The sequence below is a fragment of the Halorussus vallis genome, from assembly GCF_024138165.1.
In the GTDB taxonomy this organism is placed as follows: Archaea; Halobacteriota; Halobacteria; order Halobacteriales; family Haladaptataceae; genus Halorussus; species Halorussus vallis.
In genome coordinates this window covers 3,135,346-3,153,392 of the sequence record NZ_CP100000.1, presented here as the reverse complement: position 1 = coordinate 3,153,392, position 18,047 = coordinate 3,135,346, and the positions used below count along the sequence as shown (strand labels likewise).

Annotated in this window: 20 protein-coding genes and 1 tRNA gene; 15 read left to right on the top strand and 6 right to left on the bottom strand. The window is 69.1% G+C overall.

The window, feature by feature from the left end; all coding sequences use genetic code 11:
- The 6 genes from NGM07_RS16040 (at position 1) to NGM07_RS16015 (ending at position 6,530) form a co-directional block, all read left to right on the top strand.
- The gene (locus tag NGM07_RS16040; protein ID WP_253513360.1) at positions 1-534 is read left to right on the top strand and encodes a hypothetical protein; all 534 of its coding nucleotides are present in this window, start codon (positions 1-3) and stop codon (positions 532-534) included.
- 150 nt (positions 535-684) lie between these two features.
- Positions 685-1,365: a hypothetical protein gene (locus NGM07_RS16035; RefSeq protein ID WP_253513358.1), complete on the top strand. Its 681-nt coding sequence runs from the start codon at positions 685-687 to the stop codon at positions 1,363-1,365.
- Positions 1,366-1,570: 205 nt separating this feature from the next.
- Positions 1,571-2,062 (top strand): hypothetical protein, encoded by a 492-nt coding sequence (locus NGM07_RS16030; protein WP_253513356.1) that lies wholly within the window; start codon positions 1,571-1,573, stop codon positions 2,060-2,062.
- Positions 2,063-2,208: 146 nt separating this feature from the next.
- Positions 2,209-2,625: a hypothetical protein gene (locus NGM07_RS16025; RefSeq protein ID WP_253513354.1), complete on the top strand. Its 417-nt coding sequence runs from the start codon at positions 2,209-2,211 to the stop codon at positions 2,623-2,625.
- Positions 2,626-2,793: 168 nt separating this feature from the next.
- Positions 2,794-4,914, top strand: coding sequence for a hydantoinase/oxoprolinase family protein (locus NGM07_RS16020; RefSeq protein WP_253513352.1), 2,121 nt, complete (start codon positions 2,794-2,796; stop codon positions 4,912-4,914).
- Positions 4,911-6,530, top strand: coding sequence for a hydantoinase B/oxoprolinase family protein (locus tag NGM07_RS16015; RefSeq protein ID WP_253513351.1), 1,620 nt, complete (start codon positions 4,911-4,913; stop codon positions 6,528-6,530). Before NGM07_RS16020 ends, NGM07_RS16015 begins: the two co-directional genes overlap by 4 nt.
- A 66-nt stretch (positions 6,531-6,596) precedes the next feature.
- On the opposite strand, the gene NGM07_RS16010 is transcribed toward NGM07_RS16015, so the two are convergent.
- Complete coding sequence (locus NGM07_RS16010; protein WP_253513349.1) at positions 6,597-6,830, bottom strand: DUF7576 family protein; 234 nt, start codon at positions 6,828-6,830, stop codon at positions 6,597-6,599.
- Between the two features lie 89 nt (positions 6,831-6,919).
- Here NGM07_RS16010 and NGM07_RS16005 point away from each other — a divergent pair, with 89 nt between their 5' ends.
- The 5 genes from NGM07_RS16005 to NGM07_RS15985 are packed head-to-tail and all read left to right on the top strand — an operon-like array spanning position 6,920 to position 11,096.
- Positions 6,920-7,645 (top strand): hypothetical protein, encoded by a 726-nt coding sequence (locus tag NGM07_RS16005; RefSeq protein WP_253513347.1) that lies wholly within the window; start codon positions 6,920-6,922, stop codon positions 7,643-7,645.
- Between the two features lie 25 nt (positions 7,646-7,670).
- A complete protein-coding gene (locus NGM07_RS16000) occupies positions 7,671-8,660 on the top strand; it encodes a DUF4129 domain-containing protein (protein ID WP_253513345.1) in 990 nt (329 codons plus the stop codon).
- A complete protein-coding gene (locus tag NGM07_RS15995) occupies positions 8,657-9,322 on the top strand; it encodes a DUF308 domain-containing protein (protein WP_253513344.1) in 666 nt (221 codons plus the stop codon). Before NGM07_RS16000 ends, NGM07_RS15995 begins: the two co-directional genes overlap by 4 nt.
- Positions 9,319-10,590: a DUF58 domain-containing protein gene (locus tag NGM07_RS15990; RefSeq protein WP_253513342.1), complete on the top strand. Its 1,272-nt coding sequence runs from the start codon at positions 9,319-9,321 to the stop codon at positions 10,588-10,590. The genes NGM07_RS15995 and NGM07_RS15990 overlap by 4 nt, the downstream gene beginning before the upstream one ends.
- Positions 10,587-11,096, top strand: coding sequence for a DUF7519 family protein (locus tag NGM07_RS15985; RefSeq protein ID WP_253513341.1), 510 nt, complete (start codon positions 10,587-10,589; stop codon positions 11,094-11,096). The genes NGM07_RS15990 and NGM07_RS15985 overlap by 4 nt, the downstream gene beginning before the upstream one ends.
- 1 nt (position 11,097) lies before the next feature.
- Here the strand turns inward: NGM07_RS15985 and NGM07_RS15980 are convergent, their stop codons facing one another.
- The 4 genes from NGM07_RS15980 to NGM07_RS15965 form a co-directional block, all read right to left on the bottom strand.
- Positions 11,098-11,283: a hypothetical protein gene (locus NGM07_RS15980; RefSeq protein ID WP_253513339.1), complete on the bottom strand. Its 186-nt coding sequence runs from the start codon at positions 11,281-11,283 to the stop codon at positions 11,098-11,100.
- Between the two features lie 159 nt (positions 11,284-11,442).
- Positions 11,443-12,060, bottom strand: a complete 618-nt coding sequence (locus NGM07_RS15975) for a hypothetical protein (RefSeq protein WP_253513337.1) — start codon at positions 12,058-12,060, stop codon at positions 11,443-11,445.
- 279 nt (positions 12,061-12,339) lie between these two features.
- A complete protein-coding gene (locus tag NGM07_RS15970) occupies positions 12,340-12,522 on the bottom strand; it encodes a hypothetical protein (RefSeq protein ID WP_253513335.1) in 183 nt (60 codons plus the stop codon).
- A gap of 110 nt (positions 12,523-12,632) precedes the next feature.
- Positions 12,633-13,583, bottom strand: a complete 951-nt coding sequence (locus tag NGM07_RS15965) for an AAA family ATPase (protein WP_253513333.1) — start codon at positions 13,581-13,583, stop codon at positions 12,633-12,635.
- Between the two features lie 101 nt (positions 13,584-13,684).
- Between NGM07_RS15965 and NGM07_RS15960 the strand changes: the two genes are divergently transcribed.
- From NGM07_RS15960 to NGM07_RS15945, 4 genes are all read left to right on the top strand, one after another.
- Positions 13,685-13,769, top strand: a tRNA-Ser gene (locus NGM07_RS15960).
- Positions 13,770-14,009: 240 nt separating this feature from the next.
- Positions 14,010-15,152 carry a citrate synthase/methylcitrate synthase gene (locus NGM07_RS15955; protein ID WP_253513332.1) on the top strand — a complete coding sequence of 381 codons (1,143 nt, stop codon included), beginning with the start codon at positions 14,010-14,012 and terminating at the stop codon, positions 15,150-15,152.
- 220 nt (positions 15,153-15,372) lie between these two features.
- A complete protein-coding gene (locus NGM07_RS15950) occupies positions 15,373-15,762 on the top strand; it encodes a TFIIB-type zinc ribbon-containing protein (RefSeq protein ID WP_253513330.1) in 390 nt (129 codons plus the stop codon).
- A 4-nt stretch (positions 15,763-15,766) separates the two neighbouring features.
- A complete protein-coding gene (locus NGM07_RS15945) occupies positions 15,767-16,594 on the top strand; it encodes a GNAT family N-acetyltransferase (RefSeq protein ID WP_253513328.1) in 828 nt (275 codons plus the stop codon).
- Between the two features lie 79 nt (positions 16,595-16,673).
- Here NGM07_RS15945 and NGM07_RS15940 read toward each other — a convergent pair whose 3' ends face one another.
- The gene (locus tag NGM07_RS15940) at positions 16,674-18,017 is read right to left on the bottom strand and encodes an alpha/beta hydrolase family protein (protein WP_253513326.1); all 1,344 of its coding nucleotides are present in this window, start codon (positions 18,015-18,017) and stop codon (positions 16,674-16,676) included.
- Positions 18,018-18,047 lie beyond the last annotated feature (30 nt).

Below are 18,047 nucleotides of genomic sequence, written 5' to 3'. Positions count from 1 at the left end.
ATGGACGAGACGGACGTCGTCTTCGTGTACGAGGACAGGGACGACGGCAGGCCGGTCGACATCTACAATCACTTCGAGGATCTTCCCGATTCGTTCGAAACCGGTCGAGAAGAACCCGTCTCCAACTTCGAAATCGTCGAGAAGGATGGCGTCGGCGGGATGCTGTTCTCCTACGATGAACCCGTCTTCGTCGGGTTCATCGTCCCCAACTCGCCGTACGTTCAACTGGACGTTCGGGAGCGACAGTTCGACGTCGAAGACGAGGCTAAACTGGCGGTTCGGGTCCGCAATCTTCTCGACGTGATACGGGAGGTGTACGTCGCCACGGCCGACCGCCCGCGGTTCGTCTACGCGTTTCCCGACCCACTCGTCGAGGTGATTCTCGACTTCGGTACGCTCCCCGCGACCGTCGAAACGCTACGAGACGGCCGCATCAACTACGTGGGCTGGATTACGGTCTTCCCCCCGGAACTCGTCGAGACGTACGGACGAGATACCTTGCTGTCCGCCCCGGGGTGGAGCGTCGAGGAGTAGGACGACGGGTCGGTCGCTGTGGTCGCGTTCGAGGACCCGATTTTCCTCGGCGACCCGAAACCCGTCAACGAGCACCTGGGGTTGGAGACGGCGGTGAGATAGCCGCGCGTCGGAGGTAGTTATTTGACCGGTTCCTGAGAACTCCGAGTGATGAGTTCGTTGTCTGCGCTGTTCGTCTTCGGTGACGAGGACACGGATACTGCGCAACTCTCGACGGTCTGGGAGCGCTTCGACGATCTCTCGGCGGGCGGCGAATGGTCAGAGCATCTCCACGACCCGTCGCTCGAAGGCTACGTCGTTCAAGAAGACCCTAACGACCTCCTACTGCGGGTCGGCAAGGACATGATCGTCGGACGCCTCTACGCCGACGGCGCGAACGAGCGCACCCTCGGTGCCCCGGACCTTCCACACATCGAATTCCACGTCGAAGAATCCCTGTTCGAACGCGCGGAGGACGAAACTGACCGTGTCGCGCACGCCGACGCGTTCGTCGACGTGCTGCGAGAGACGTACTTCGTACTCGACCCGCGACCGAGCGTCGTCTACGCGATGCCCGAGTCGATGCAGACGGCGATCTGGGATTCGATAGGGGAGACGCCAGCCGACGCCGATTCGCTGCGGCGCAGTCGGTTCAACTATCTGGTCTGGGCCACCGTCTTTACCCCACAACTGGTCGAGACGTACGGGCGAGAGAGGCTATTGTCGGCCCCGGCTTGGCGGACGTACGAGTGGGACGACGGTACTGTCGTTCTCCTTTCGTCTGCCGACCCGCTCGTTCAGAGCAACATCGACGCGATGCACGACCACCTCGACATCGATCCGCCGTGGTAATTTCCAGGGGTTCATGAGTGCGTTAACGGCCCTCTTCGTCTTCAAGGACGAAGACGCTGACACCGGGCAACTCTCGAAGGTCTGGACACGATTCACGGACATCTCGACGGGCGGCGAGTAGGCCGACCATCTCCACGACCCGACGCTGGAAGGATACGTCGTCGGGGACGGCCCCTACGACCGAAACGCCCGCGTCGGGAAGGACATGATCGTCGGGAAACTGTACGCCGACGGCGTCAATCAACACACACTCGGCGCTCCGGACCTCCCGCACGTCGAACTCCGTATCGAGGAGGCACTGTTCGAACGCGGTGAGGACGAAGCCGACCACGAAGCGCACGCCGACGCACTCGTCGACGTATTGCGGGAGACATACTTCGCGCTCAACTCGCGGCCGGCCGTCGTGTACGCGATGCCTCACTTACTCCGGAGTGCCATCGCGGACTACCAGGACGAACCGCCGGTGACGGAGGACTCGTTGCAAGAAGACGAACTCGAATACCCCGTCTGGCTGACCGTCTTCACGCCCGCGCTGGTCGAGACGTACGGCCGCGAGACGCTCCTGTCCTCGCCGGCGTGGCGGACATACGAGTGGGACGACGGTTCCATCGTCCTGGTCGCGTATCCGGACCCGGAACTACCACAGATCATGGACGAGTTCGAGGAGCACCTCGGGTTCGAGCCGACCGGATTGTGAACTCGGTAAATGGAAGGATTAACTAGAGGACTACAAGGAAGGGTGCGACGATGAGTGGAAATTCAGCAAACGGATTCGCGATTCAGCTCGAGTACGACCCCGAGTTTGAATAACTCATCCGCGACGGTGAGATGCCGGACTGTAGAATGAAAATTCGAGTCGGTGAAGAGTACCTCGTCGGTGGCGAGGACCGCTACGTCGAAAGCATCATGACGGGATTGACGCTGGTCGACATGCTGACGGCCGCGGAGGACGCGGTTTCCGGGACAGCGGGAAATTTCGAACTGCTCGACAGCGGAACGTACGTGGTCGTCGAACCACGCGGCGAGGACACCGTCGCCGTCACCAAGTGTTTCAGCCCCGGCGCGGTCGAGGACCCGAACGAACGTCTCTTCGACTCGTTCGTCGTTCCGAGGGACGTCGTCGTCTCCGAAATCGTTCGCATCGCTGAGCAGTGGCGGGACGATGCACTCGCGGTCGATTCCGATATCGCCACTGTCGACTGGTTCGAGGACCTCCAAAACGCGATAACGGCTCTTAAGTCCACCTCGAACGCCCACTGAGTCAGCGAGACTCTCGTCTCGACGGAACGGATGGAGCCAACCTCGAGTACCGGCGCTAGGGCGGTGCGGGGAACTTCGGAGCGAGCGGATGCCCGCAAGCGCCAACTATTACCACGCCCGGGAAGACGCAACACGCATGAACCACCAGTGCGCGGGAGGCCCCCGCCCGTGACCGACGCGGCCCGCGTCGGCGTCGACGTCGGCGGCACCTTCACCGACGTCGTCCTCCTCACGCCAGAGGGCGACCTCGTCACCGCGAAGGTGCCCTCGACCGACGACCAAAGCGAGGGCGTCCTGGCGGGAATCGAGAAGGCCTGCGGGAAGGCCGACCTCGAACCCCCGGAAATCGAGGCGTTCTCCCACGCGATGACCGTCTCGACCAACGCCCTGCTCGAAGGAACCGGCGCGAAGACGGCGCTCGTCACGACCGAGGGGTTCCGCGACGTGCTCGAAATCGGCCGCCAGGACCGCCCGGCCCTCTACGACCTCGACGCCGAGAAGCCCGACCCGCTCGTCCCGCGGCGCAGGCGCTTCGAAGTCGGGGAGCGCGCGACGCCCGCGGGCGTCGCGCGCGAAGTCGACGAGTCAGAACTCCGGGACCTCGCGGGCGAACTTCGCGACTGTGGCGCCGAGAGCGTCGCGGTGTCGTTCCTCCACGCCTACGCGCACCCCGAGAACGAGCGGACCGCCGCGAGAATCCTCCGCGAGGAACTCGACGTCCCGGTCGCGGCCTCCCACGAGGTGCTGGCGGCGTTCCGGGAGTACGAACGCACCGCCACGACCGTCGTGGACGCCTACGTCACCCCCAAAATCGACGGCTACCTCGGCCGACTGGTCGAGCGCGCCGCGGACGCCGGCCTGCCCGCGCCGCTGGTCATGCAGTCGAACGGCGGCATCGCGGCGGCCGAGGCGGTCCGCGAGCACGCGGTCGCGACCTGCCTGTCCGGGCCGGCCGCGGGGGTCGTGGGCGCGAGTCGGACTGCGAGCGGCGCGACCGACGCGGCGGGACTGGTCACCTTCGACATGGGCGGCACCTCCAGCGACGTGAGCCTCGTCAGGGACGGCGAGGTCGAACGCACGACCGAGGCCGAAATCGGCGGCCGGCCGGTCGGCGTCCCGATGGTGGACGTGACGACGGTCGGCGCGGGCGGCGGGAGCATCGCCCGGGTGGACGCGGGCGGCGCGCTCCGGGTCGGCCCCGAGTCGGCGGGCGCGAACCCCGGCCCGGCCTGCTACGGGAAGGGTGGGACCGAACCGACGGTGACCGACGCGAACGTCGCGCTGGGGTACCTGGGCGGCGACGCGGCGCTGGGCGGCGAACTCTCCGTCGACCCCGACGCGGCCCGCGACGCGCTCGCGGACCTCGCCGCGGCGGCCGACCTCGACGGCGTCGTCGAGGCCGCTCGGGGCGTCCACCGGGTGGCGAACGCGAACATGGCGCGGGCGATTCGGGCGGTCACGGTCGAGCGGGGTCACGACCCCCGGAACTTCGCGCTGGTGGCGTTCGGCGGCGCGGGGCCGATGCACGCCGCCGCGCTCGCCGAGAGCCTCGACGTCGGCCGGGTGGTCGTCCCGCGAGCCTGCGGGGTGCTGTCGGCGTTCGGTCTGCTCGCGGCCGACGAAACGTGCGACGCGGTCCGGACCTACCGGACGCCGCTGGCCGACGTCGACCGCGCGAAGGTGGCGACGGTCCTCGAAGAACTCGCCGAGGAGGCCCGCGAGGACCTCCGGGACCCGGACGCCGCCGACGTCGAGTACCGCGCGGAGTTGCGGTACTCCGGCCAGAGCTTCGAGTTGACCGTGCGGGTCGGCGAGGGGGTCGATGCCTCGGCCGAGGCGTCGGCCCACGAGGGAAGCAACCCGGGGGCGTCCGGCCCTGGAGCGTCCGACGCCGCGACGTTCGACCCCGCCGCGGTCGAACGCCGCTTCCACGAGGCCCACGAAACCGCCTACGGCTACCGGATGGACGAAGCGGTCGACCTCGTGGGCCTGCGGGCGACCGCGGGCGTCTCGCGCGAGACGCCCGCGGTCGCCTACGACGCGTCGGGTGACCCGAAGGTCGGCGAGCGCGAGGCGGTCTTCGACGGCGAGCGCCGCCGGACGCCGGTCTACCGCCGCACCGCGTTGCCTCCGGGCGAGACGTTCGCGGGGCCGGCCGTCTGCGAACAGGCCGACAGCACCGTGGTCGTCCCGCCGGCGTGGCGGGCCGACGTGCGCGAAGACGGGACGCTCGTCCTCGTGAAGGAAGGAGGGGACAGTGACCCGGGCGGCGAGGAGGGACCGAGATGACCGACTCCAACCTCGACCCCGTCGAACTCGAAATCCTCCGGAACCAACTGGAGAGCGTCGCCGAGGAGATGGGCCAAGTGCTCGTGCGGGGCGCGTACTCGCCGAACATCAAGGAGCGCCGGGACTGCTCGACCGCGCTGTTCGACGCCGACGGCCGGATGGTCGCGCAGGCCGAACACATCCCGGTCCACCTCGGCGCGATGCCCGAGGCGGTCGAAGCGGTCCTCGACTGCGACCCCGAACCCGGCGACGCCTTCCTCCTCAACGACCCCTTCGCGGGCGGCACCCACCTCCCGGACGTGACGCTGGTTTCGCCGCTCGCGCCCGAGGGCGAGATCGTAGGCTACGCCGTCTCGCGCGCCCACCACGCCGACGTCGGCGGGATGGCGCCGGGGAGCATGCCCGCGGGCGCGCGGGAGATATACCAAGAGGGCCTGCGCTTACCGCCGGTCCGACTCGTCGCCGGCGGCGAGGTGAACGCCGACGTGCGCGACCTCGTGTTGGCCAACGTCCGGACGCCCGACGAGCGGCGGGCCGACCTCCGCGCCCAGTTGGCGGCCAACGACCGCGCCGAGGAGCGACTGGGCGAACTGCTGGCCGACCACGGCGACCGACTGCTCGCTGCCTTCGACGCGGTCGTCGAGTACTCCCGCGAGCGCGTCGAGGCCGAACTCCGCGAACTCCCGGACGGCGAGTATCGCGCGACCGACGTCCTCGAAGGTGACGGAATTACGGACGACGACGTCCCCGTCGAGGTGACGGTCGAAGTCGACGGCGAGCGACTCGCCGTCGACTTCGCGGGCACGGCCGACCAGGTGCCGGGCAACGTCAACGCCCCGCTCGCGGTCGCCAAGAGCGCGGTCTACTTCGTCGTCCGGTGTCTCACCGACCCCGAGATTCCGCCGAACCACGGGTGCTACGCGCCGGTGTCGGTCGACGCGCCCGAGGGAAGCCTGCTGAACCCCCGGCCGCCCGCGGCGGTCGTCGGCGGCAACGTCGAAACCAGCCAGCGGGTGACCGACGTGTTGTTCGCCGCGCTCGCCGACGCCGCGCCCGACCGCGTGCCGGCGGCCGGCCAGGGGACGATGAACAACCTCGTCGTCGGCAATCGGGAGTTCACGTACTACGAAACCATCGCCGGCGGTTTCGGCGCACGACCGCGAAAGGACGGGATGGACGGCGTCCAGGTCGGGATGACCAACACGCTGAACACGCCGGTCGAGGCGCTCGAACTCGAATACCCGATGCGAGTCGAGTGCTACGCGCTCCGGCCCGATAGCGGCGGCGACGGCCGCCACCGGGGCGGACTCGGCGTCGAGCGCGCGGTCACGGTCGAAACCGACGCCACCGTCTCGCTACTGACCGAGCGCCGGCGACGCGCGCCCGCCGGACTCGCCGCCGGCGAGTCCGGCGCACTCGGCGAGAACCTGGTGGCCGGCGAGCGCGTCGGCGCGAAGACGACCGTCGAGGTCGAGGCGGGGACCACCGTCACCGTCCGGACGCCCGGCGGCGGCGGGCACGGCGACCCCGCCGACCGGGACCCGGCGGCCCGCGAGCGCGACCGCGAGGACGGCAAAGTGCGGGCCGGCGACCGAGAGACGGACCGAGAGTCGTAGGTCGCTCAGGAATTACGGCGTTCGACGCCGGCCGACACCGCCCGGGTCGACTCTGCACGCGTCGTCTCAGTCGTCGACGCCGTAGCCGCGCTCGCGCTTCCACGTCGCCCGGCACTCGCCGCTGCTGAAGTGGTAGACTCGGCTGATGGGTTCGCCGAGGTCGTCGGTTTCGCGCGCGATTATGACGGGGTGGGTGTCGGTGAGGTCGACCAGTTCGTCGCAGACGAGGCACCGTACGTAGTGTTCGTCGGCGTCGAGGTCGTCGAAGTCGCACTCCATCTGTCGCTCTTCGATGTCCATGGGACGTTCCCCGACGACCCGTGCGGGCATAAACGGTTCGAGATCGCCGACTCGCTTAAGGACCGTAACCGAGTACACACGGAGACGGCATGCGCATCGCGACGGCGCTCCTCGCGGCGATGCTGGTCGCGGCGGTCGGAGGTGTCCCGGCCGCGGGGTACGACCGACCCGACCACGTCACCTGTTCGTACGACGAGGCGAAACTGAAGAAGTACCAACCGGAGACGGCCATCGACCACCTCGACGTCGCGCCGACGGCCAGTTACGCCGCCGTCTACACCTCGCCGGAGCGCGAGACGGCGGCGTACGTCTACTTCCTGCGGTACCCGCACCAGCGGGGGCTGACGGCCGCCGACAGCCACGTCGCCGACCGCGAACCGGTGTACGTGCTGGTCGACGAGGGGACCGGACGCGTCGAGCGCGTCGTCTACTCGGTCTACCACTACGTCAAGGCCGCGGGGACGCCGTCGACCCTGCCGATGAATGGCACGCACGTGCGCCTCCACGTCGTCGAACCGTGGCACCAGTACGTCCCGACCGGCGACCCCGGGACGCGCGTCGACCTGCGGAACTACTGCGAGGCGGTCGACGACTGGCACGCGAACGGCTGGCGGGCGTCGGCGGAGGCGACGAGGAACCCCTGGACGATGCGGAACAGGGACGGCTGGTGGGCCGAGGACACGCTCGGACATTCGCTGTCCGAGCGGTACGGTGAGGCCCGGCGGGAGGTGGGCGACGCCGTCTCGAACGTCACCGACGGCGCGCCGTTCGAACGCTCGGCGGTTCGCCGACGGGGCGGAAGGCGCAACCACTAAGTTATCAATCGCGCTACCTTACCGCGTGGACCGCGACACTGCACGCCCTATCGTTCTCGCACTCCTCTGCGTGCTCGCCCTGGGACTGGCCGCCGCGACGCTCGACACCGCGGTGCAGTCCGGCGACAGCGGCGGCTTCGGGGTGGGGCCGCCGAACTCCGACGCCGGCGCTCCCGGCGGCGGCGGGTCGCTGGGCGTCAACTCCAGCGAGGACAGTGCAGGAGCCATCGGGCCGTCTATCGAACCGCCCTGTTACCCGGTCCTCGCCACCTGGTGGGCCATCGCGCTCATCCTCGGGGTTTTCTCGTTGGGCGCGTACCTCGCCTACCGCCGACTCGGCGGCCTGGGCGTCGTCGCCTACGCCGGACCAGTCGGAATTCCACTCCTGCTCGCCCACGCGCTGTTGACCACCTGCGCGGGGTCGATACCGGCGAAGTCCGGCGGCCTCCTCCGGTCGACGAACAACTCCTCGCTGCTCCCGCAAGGCGGTAGCGGCGCGCCGGGAACCGGCGAGGGCGTCTCGCTGACCGACCCCAACGTCCTGTTGCTCGCCGGCCTCGGCGTCGCGCTCGCGGCCGCAGTCGCGCTCCTCTTCGCCTCCTCGTCGGGCGACGACCCCGACCCCGAGGAGTCGGTCACCGACCCCGACACCGAAACGGACGTGGCGGCGGTCGGCCGCGCCGCCGGCGACGCGGCCGACCGCATCGAGTCGACCGAAGACGTCGACAACGAGGTCTACCGCGCGTGGCGGGAGATGACCGACCACCTCGACGTGGCGAATCCGCGGGCGAGCACGCCCGCGGAGTTCGCCGCCGCCGCGGTCGACGCGGGGATGGCCCGCGACGACGTCGAGGAACTCACCGGCGTCTTCGAGGCGGTCCGCTACGGCGGCGAGGCTCCGACCGACCGACGCGAGGAGCGCGCGCTCGCCGCGCTCCGGAACATCGAGGCGGAGTACGCGGGCGACGCCGACGACCCGGACGACCCGGACGACCCGCCGGGAGGCCGGCGATGAGCCTCGACGACGACCACCCCATCCTCTCGACCGTCGGAGTCGCCGCCGTGGCGCTCGGCGTGCTGATGGTCCTGAACCCCGGACTCGCGGGGCTGATCGGCACCGGCTACGTCGCGGTGACGCTTGTCGGTCTGCTCGCGCTCGTGCAGGCGGCCAGGGTCGCGGGCGGTCGGAAGGCCAGCGACGTGGCGGGCGCCGACACCCCGGACGTCGAGACGGTGCCGACGATGCCGACGCCCGGCCGCGAGTTCGATGACCGCCTCGCCGACCTCCGGTCGGGACTGCGCCGCGAAACCGTCCGCAGGCGCGCGGAGATCGAGGAGATGCTTCGCGAAACCGCGCTGGATGCGGTCGCGGCCGACCAGAACTGCTCGCGCGAGGCGGCCGCCGAGCGCCTCGAAGCGGGCACCTGGACCGACGACCCCCACGCCGCGGCGTTCCTCGGGGAGTCGGAGGTTCCCCCGCCGCCGCTGCTCGACCGACTCAGAGTCGCGGCGAGCACCGAGTCGAAGTTCCAACTTCGGGCGCGCCGGACCGCCGACGCCGTCGCGCGACTCTCGGACGCCGACCCCGGGCCTGACGCCACGGCTACCGACACCCCCGACGCCGAGCGACGAGCGCCCTCAGGCGGGCGACCCGCGAACGCGGAGGTCGAGCGATGACGCGGGTGCGCGAGACCAACCGCTGGCGCGGCGTCAGCGCCGTCGCGCTGTTGACCGGCGGCCTCGGCGTCCTGCTCAGCAACCCCGTCGTCCTGCTGTCGGGCGTGGTCGGCGTCGCGTTCGCCGCCTACGCCCGGACCGCGGGCGCGCCCGCCGTCGAACTCGACGTGACCCGCGAGGTGAGCGACGACGAACCCCAACCCGGCGACGAGATCCGGGTGCGCCTCACCGTCGAGAACGTCGGCGACGGGACGCTCGCCGACCTCCGAATCGTCGACGGCGTCCCCGAGTCGCTGGCGGTCACCGACGGGTCGCCGCGACTCGGCACCGCGCTCCGGCCCGGCAAGTCGGCGCACCTCGACTACACCGTCGAGGCCGAGCGGGGCGAACACGAGTTCGACCCGGTGCTCGCGGTCGCCCGGGACTTCAGCGGGGCCATCGAGGTCGAAACCACCGTCGAGGCCGACACCGCGCTGACCTGCGTGCCCAAACTCGGGACCACCGTCGACGTCCCCCTGCGCGCCCAGACCACCCAGTACACCGGGCGCGTCTCGACCGACGTCGGCGGGTCGGGCGTGGAGTTCCACGCCACCCGCGAGTACCAGCGCGGCGACCCGCTCTCGCGGGTCGACTGGAACCGCCTCGCGCGCACGGGCGAACTGACCACGGTCGACTTCCGCGAGGAGCGGGCCGCCAGCGTGGTGCTGGTGGTCGACACCCGCGAGGACGCCTACCTCGCGCCCGGCGAGGGTCGGCGCAACGCGGTCCAGCACGCCGTCGACGCCGCCGGCAAGACGCTGACGACCCTGCTGGAGTCGGGCGACCGGGTCGGCCTCGCGACGTTCGGACCGGAGACCTGCTGGCTCTCGCCGGGGTCAGGCCACGACCACCGGATTCGCGCCCGGGAACTGCTGGCGACCCACCCGGCGTTCTCGGCGGTCCCATCCGACGGCCTGTTCTATCCGACGACCCGGCTGAAGTGGCTCCGCAGGCACCTCCCGCCGTCGGCGCAGGTCGTGTTCTTCTCGCCGCTGTGCGACGACTACGCCCCCGGGGTGGTCCGGCGCCTCGACGCCTACGGCCACCTCGTGACGGTGTTCAGCCCCGACCCGACCGCGACCGACACCGTCGGCCGGCGGTTCGCCCGGGTCCGGCGCCGCCAGCGAATCGCCGACCTGCGCGAGTCGGGCGTCCGCGTCGTCGACTGGTCGCCCGAGGACACCCTCGAGAACGCGCTCGCCCGAACCACCCGGAGGTGGCGGGCGTGAGCCGCTCCGTCGGCGAAATCGACCGCTCGCCCGCTTACCTCTCGGCGGCGCTCGCGGCCACGGCGGCCGCCCTCGCGGCCGCCGCGGCCGGATTCGCCAGCACCGTCGGCCTCGCCGTCGCCGGCCCCGGCTTCCTGGCGCTCGCCGCGGGCGCGCTCCGGGGGTCGCGCCGAGCGGTCACGCTCGGCGCGACCGCGCTCCTGGTCGGGTCGGCGGTCGGCGGCCTCGTCGCGCCCTCGGTCTACCTGGTTCTGCCGGGCGTCATCGCCACCGTGCTAGCGTGGGACCTCGGCGAGCAGGCCATCAACGTCGGCGAGCAACTCGGCCGGGAGGCCGACACGACGCGACTGGAGGTGATGCACGCCGCGGGGAGCACGCTGGTCGGCGTCGGCGCCGGCGGGTTCGGCTACGCCATCTACCTGGTCGGGGCGGGCGGCCAACCGGTGACGGCGCTGGTCTTCCTGCTACTGGCGGCGGTGGTGTTGACCTCGGCGCTGAGAAATTAGGTTATCCGCGCATCTCGCGGCGGATGCGGCGCAACTGGCGTTCGACCTTCCGGGCTTCGTCCTCGGCGTTCGGGTCGAGTTCTTCGAGTTTTCGGAGCGTTCGGCGGGACTCGGCGTCCTCCGCGTCGGCGGATGGCTCGGAGTTGGCTTCGGAGTCCCGTGCGTCCTCCGCTTCCTCGGCGTCCATGCCCACGGATGGTATCGGAACTGATATAAAAGCGAGCCAAGCGCGGTGGAAGTGAAATTTCCGGGGTAGCGCGCCCGAGACGCCGGACGCGACCCGGGCGGCGCTGACACCCGGTTTCGCGGTCCCCCTCCGACTTCGCGTCGACCGTGTTCTGGTCGACTACGACGGGCGACGGTTCGATTCGCCCGACTCAGGCGACCGGCGATTCGATTCGTCCGAACCCGTCGGGGCCTCCTCGACCGAGTACCGCTCGGGCGGCGCGCGTCGACGGCGGACGTAGCGCTCGGTTCGCCCGGTCTCCGCGTCGGCGATTCGCACCGAGCAGTAGCCGTCGGCGTCCGGCGGCCGGCCGACCGCGTCGGTTTCGAGTTCGACGACCAGGTGCTCCGTCCACCGGGTCGCCACGTCGTCGGTCCGGTCGTACCACGACTGCCAGTCGTCGCCGCTCTCGATTCGGCCGCGCTCGTCGCCGCCCGCCGAAAGGACGACGACCGCCTCCTCGATTCGGTAACGCGACCGGTCCAGGTCGCCGACCTCCAGCAGTCCGTGGAGTCGCCCGTCGCGGTCGTGCCAGACCTCGAACGTCGCGATGGTCGGGAAGTCGGCGCCGACATCGCCGTCGCCGACGGCGGCGCGCCGCCGTCGGTTCGCTTCGCCCGACGACGCCGACTCCGCGGGCGGTTCGGCCCGGGACGCGTCGCCGCCGCGTCGCCGCGCTCGGACGTCTCGGTGTCCGTTCCGCTTCGTTTCGTTCGGTTCCGCGTCGTTAGTACCCATGTCAGTTTCCTTTCGGTCGCACCGCAGGTTCGGGGTTCCGCGCTCGTCGCAACGACCCTATCCTTGTCGTCAATCGAACATCAATGGTCGATTCCGTTCATCGGGGTAACACCGCGACTCCGGTCGTCCGGACGAAAACCACGGCGACTTACCGACCGGCCACGAGCGGTCTCGCGGGACAACGCCTCGTTGCGGGCGGGAACGCGACCGCTAGACGGGCGACGAAGCCGCGACCGAGTCCGTCCGGAACCGGCTTCGAGTCGGGGACGACCGGAGTCGCTACGCGCCTCTTCCGGCCGAAAAGCCGGACAGCGACGAGAGCACGCCCGCGACGATCAACGTGTTGCCAACGAGCGGGGACAGGACGTCGATGGAAGTGCTGGCGGTGACGACGAACCCGAGCAAGGTCAGGTGGATTCCCAACAGCATCGTCTTCACCCCACGTTCGGAACTCGCGCTCATGGAACGACCGAGAAACTCCGACCGACGACCTTCTCGTTTTCGAATCGTCACCGGTCGCGGGGAGGCCGCGTCGAAGTCCTCCTCGCGGGGTCGGTCGGCGATGCGGACGCTCACTCCACCGTCGGCACTTCCACTTCGTCCAGGACGCGCTGGACGATGGAGGACTTCGCGACGTTGTTCACCTGGGCGTCGGGGGTCAACACGAGTCGGTGGGCGAGGACGGGTTGGGCGACCCGTTTCACGTCGTCGGGGGTGACGAACTCGCGGCCCGAAAGCACCGCCCGGGCGCGGGTGGCCTCGAACAGTCGCTGGGTGCCCCGCGGCGAGACGCCGACCTGCACCCGGCGGTCCTCGCGGGTCGCGCGCGTGACGTTGGCCATGTACTCCAGCAGGTCGTCGTCGACCCGGACCGTCTCGGGGACCTCGCGGAGGTCGGTCACGCGTTGTTCGTCCAGCACGGTGCCGACCGAGGGGCTCTGCTCGTGACGTCCCGCCCGGCGGCGCAGGAGTTCGTACTCGCCGTCGACGTCGGGATAGCCGATGCTCGACTTGACGGCGAAGCGGTCGATCTGGGCTTCGGGGAGCGGGAAGGTGCCCTCCTGCTCGACGGGGTTCTGGGTCGCGATGACGAAGAACGGCTTGGGGAGCGGGCGGGTTTCGCCGTCGATGGTGACCTGACCTTCCTCCATCGCCTCTAGAAGGGCAGCCTGGGTCTTCGGCGGCGCACGGTTGATCTCGTCCGCGAGGACGACGTTCGCGAAGATGGGCCCCTCGTTGAACTCGAACTCGCGGTCCTGTTCGTTGAACACGTGGGTGCCGGTCACGTCCGCGGGGAGGAGGTCGGGCGTGAACTGCACCCGCGAGAACGACAGACCGAGCGCGGCGGCGTAACTCCGCGCGGTGAGGGTCTTGCCGGTGCCGGGCACGTCCTCCAGCAAGACGTGGCCGCTCGCCAGCACGCCGAGAAGTACGGTTTCGAGAAACTCGCGGTCGGCGATGACCGCGCCGCCGATCGCGTCCAGGACGGACTCACACTGCTCGCTCGCCTCGGTAACGTCCATGGACTACCGCGTGCACGCCACTCGCTTGAAGGTGACGGTCGGCTGAACAGTCATGTCCGAATCGAAACCACTAAGTCGTAGAGGGCGGTACATTGAGGTGAGCCGAGATAGCCTAGCCTGGCCAAGGCGGTAGATTCGAAATCTACTGTCCTTTCGGACTCGGGAGTTCAAATCTCCCTCTCGGCGCTTTCTCTCGGGACGACGCGACCAGCGACGGGCAACATCGTTGCGCCCGAACGAGACGAACTACCCCATCGGACAGTTCGACGGGCGAAAGTCCACGATTTTTCGACATCCTTCCAGTTCTTACACTTTCCTCGGCGCGACGCTCGAAGTTCTCGGCCGCGGGGTCGATTCCGCCCGCCGGTGTCGAAGTTCTGCCGGAAATAAAAGGTATTATTTACGGCGCGCGACAAAATAGAGGGCATGGGAGACGACACTGTCCACAAGGGTCTCGAAGGCATTACTGTCGCCGAAACGCGACTTAGCAGCATCGACGGACAGAAGGGGCAACTCATCATCGGCGGGTTTCCGGTCGAGGAGCTGGCACCGAACGCGAGCTACGAGGAGACGCTGTATCTGCTCTACAACGACCGTCTGCCGACAGCCGACGAACTCGAATCGTTCGAGGACGAACTCAGCTCCCGACGCTCGATCCGCGACGAGACGATGGCGACGGTGAAGGCCGCCGCCGAGGCGGGCGCCGACTCGATGGACGCGCTCCGGATGGGCATCTCGGCCGCCAGCCTCGGCCGCGAGGACGGCGAGGAGGAGGACCCGACGCTCGACTCGCGGCTCGCGGTCGCCCAGATGCCCACCATCGTCGCCGCCTTCTGGCGCTACCGGAACGGCGAGGAACCCGTCGAACCCCGCGAGGACCTCTCGCACGCCGCCAACTTCCTCTACATGCTCAAGGGCGAGGAACCCGAATCCGACGAGGTCCGCGGCCTCCAGACCTACCTCAACGCGGTCGTCGACCACGGACTGAACGCCTCGACGTTCACGGCTCGGGTCATCGTCTCCACCGAGTCGGACGTCATCTCGGGAGTCACCGGCGCCGTCGGCGCGCTGAAGGGCCCGCTCCACGGCGGCGCCCCCGGCCCGGTCCTGGAGATGCTCCAGAACATCCACGAGTCCGGCGACCCCAGAGGGTACATCCGCGACACCCTCGAATCCGGCGACCGCCTGATGGGATTCGGCCACCGCGTCTACAAGGTTCGAGACCCGCGCGCGGCCGTCCTCTCCGACGCCGCCAGCGAGTTCTACCAGGAGAGCGGCAACAGCGACTTCTTCGACTCCGCGAAGGAAGCCGAGCAGGCCGGCGTCGACCTCCTCGAAGAGCACAAGCCCGGCCTCGACCTCAACACCAACGTCGAGTTCTACACCGCGGTCCTGCTCCACGGCATCGGCATTCCGCGCGAACTGTTCTCGTCCATCTTCGCCATCTCGCGCGTCGGCGGTTGGACCGCCCACGCCCTCGAACAACTCGAAGACAATCGCCTGATTCGCCCGCGGAGCAACTACGTCGGCGAGACGGGCCGCGAGTGGACGCCCATCGACCAGCGGTAGTCGCCGTTTCCGACCTCGAGCCTCCTTTTCCGCGTCGGTCGTTTCCGCGAACCGTCGTTTCCCGTCGCCAGCGGCCTCGCCGGTCGGCCGATTTCCTCGCTCCCCCTCGTCCCGACGTCCGTCGCGCGGTCGTGACGTGAGGGTGACCGCGGCGGTCGCGGTCGCGCGACCGCCGGGATTGGCCGTCAGGGTCAACAGTGGCCTCGCCTAAATTCGACACATGACCGAAGACTCCGCCGCGGTCGACTCGGCGACCGCGATAGAAACCGGCACGGTCGTGTACGACCCCGAAGGCAACGAACTCGGCGTCATCGCGGGGATGACCGACGAGGGCTTCGAGGTGGCGACCACCGAGGACATCGAACACGTCGACGAGGACGGCCGCGCCGAGGTCGGCAGTCCGGACGTCGAGAGCGAGCAGGCCGCCGAAACCAACGAGGAGAGCCTGCGAAACTCCGAGCAGGAGCACGACCCGGGCCAGCAGTTCGGCGAGGGCTACATCATGTGGCGCTGCGACGAGTGCGGGGAGATGGGCGAACTCGACGACGGCCTCCCGGAGGAGTGTCCGAACTGCGGCGACGAGAACGTCTACAAGTGGCGGGAGGACTGATACGATGAGCACAAACGCCGATTCGGACCCCGAACTCCGTCGCGCCGAAACCGACGACGCGGAGCGAGTCCGCGAACTCGTCGAGAGTTCGATGACCACGTCGTACGCGCTGAGCCCCCAGGACATCGAAACCATCCTCGACGCGGAGTTCGCGGCCGACGACCTCCGCGAGCGGTTCGAGGACGGCGACGTCATCGCGTTCGTCGCGGAACTCGACGGCGTCGTCGCGGGATACGCCCAGGCCACCGTCGATGGCGACGAGGGCGAGATTCGGTGGCTCCACGTCGACCCCGAACGCCGCGGCGCGGGCGTCGGCACCGCGCTGTTCGAGCGCCTCGAATCGGAGTTGAGCGACCGCGGCATCGAGGACCCCCAGGCCGTCGCGCTCGCCGCGAACACGGAGGAGGGCAGATTCTTCGAGCGGTTCGACTTCGCGCAGGTCGACGAACGCCAGACCGAAATCGGCGACCGCGACAGCGTCGAGTACGTGTACGCCGAAGGCGGCGATGCCGAGTCGGAATCCGCGACCGACGACGACGCGCAGGCGACCGAGGCCGGCGGAACCGAGGTCACCTTCGACGTCGACGAACTCCCCGACTCGGTTACGACCGAGGACGGCCAGGAGGTGTACCTCGACGAGGGCCTCATCGCTGGAAGCGAGGGACCATTCGTCCAGACGTTCGAGGATTCGGACCGTTCGGATAAGTACGGCTACTACTGCGCCAACTGCGGTTCGACGGACGTGACGATGGACAACATGGAGCGAATCAAGTGCGGCAACTGCGGCAACACGCACAAACCGGACGAGGACTACGACGCGTCGTACCTGTAACGGGAGCGGGCACTCGGTTTTCTCGTTCGAAACTGCTCGCGCCGGCGGGCGATTGCTCGAAGAACAATCGACGTGAGAGTCACCGGCGAACGGCCGACTCGCCGTCGACGACATCGCGTATCCACTCCGCGACGTCCTCGACGACGTAGTCCGCGACGTTCCCGCCGAAGTAAATGCTGCTCGGCGTCACCGGCGTGGGACCGTCCTGGAAGTAGTGACCGACGTTCTCGTAGAATTCGGTTCGGCTACCGTCCGGGAGGTCCGCGACCCGCCACTCCTCGAATCGCTGGCGAAGGGACTCGGAGAGTTCCGACTGCGTCTCCTCGTCGGTTCGTCCGGTCTTCAGGACGAACGCGGGAGCGTCGAGGTCGCCCGCGGTGGCGACCGGGTCGCAGTCGTGCTGGCTGAGGTGCCACGCGCCGGGCATGCCCAAGACGGTGTCGTCGGGGTCGATGTCGGCGTCGGCGATGCGCCGAAACGTCTCGCGTCGGGCCTCGAGTTCCGCCTCCTGTTCCGCGTCGAGGTCGCCGTCCGGTTCCATGCCGTACCGAAGCCACGTCAGGTCGTCGTCGGGGTCGACGATCGGGTCGGCCGGCGGGTCGAACATCACGACCCCCGCGGCGTCCCCGTACCGGTCGGCGATTCGAGGGGCGCACATTCCGCCCTGACTGTGCCCCGCGACGAACACGGCGTCGGCGTCCACCTCGTCGGCGGCGGCGAGTTCGGACGCCGCGACCACCGCGTCGTCGGTGACGACGGCGTCGAGCGTGTAGTCCTCGTCGGCCACTTCGTGTTCGTAGAGGCGCTTTTCGTACCTGAGCGAGGCGATTCCGTCGCTCGCGAGCCCCCACGCCAGGTCCTTGAGTATCTTCGTCGCACCGGCGGTGCCGTCGGGGTCGTGGATGCCGTGACCGTGAACCAGCACGACGCCCGGGAACGGTCCGTCGCCCTCGGGCACCGCGAGCACGCCGCCCAGGCTCACGTCCTCGGCGTCTATCGTCACCTCGCGCTCGGCGAACCTCTCGTGGTCGACGTAGTCGGGGACCTCGTACTCAGGGGAGAACGAGAGGCCGGCGACACCGCCCTCGTCGACGTCGACGGCGGCCGTCTCGCGACCGTTTGCGAACTCGAACTCGACCGCCACGTCACCGTCCTCGGAGACATCCCCAATTCCCTCGAAGTCGCCGTGCTGGCCGTAGAGGCCCCACCAGTACCGTTCGAGGGCGTCCTCGGCCGTGAGCGAGCCGTCCCGGAACTCGGCGGGGTACGACTCGGCGACGCGCTCGCGACCGTCCTCGGTGAGCAGTTCGGTCGCGTCGGCGAACGCCCGGTCGCCGAACCTCGCGGCGAACTCGCGGGCCGCGTCTTCGGACGGAGCACACTGGGTGTCATGAGTCGTCGGGGGTTCGCGGACCGTTCCCAAATAGATTGGAAGTTCGACACGTCTGCGGCG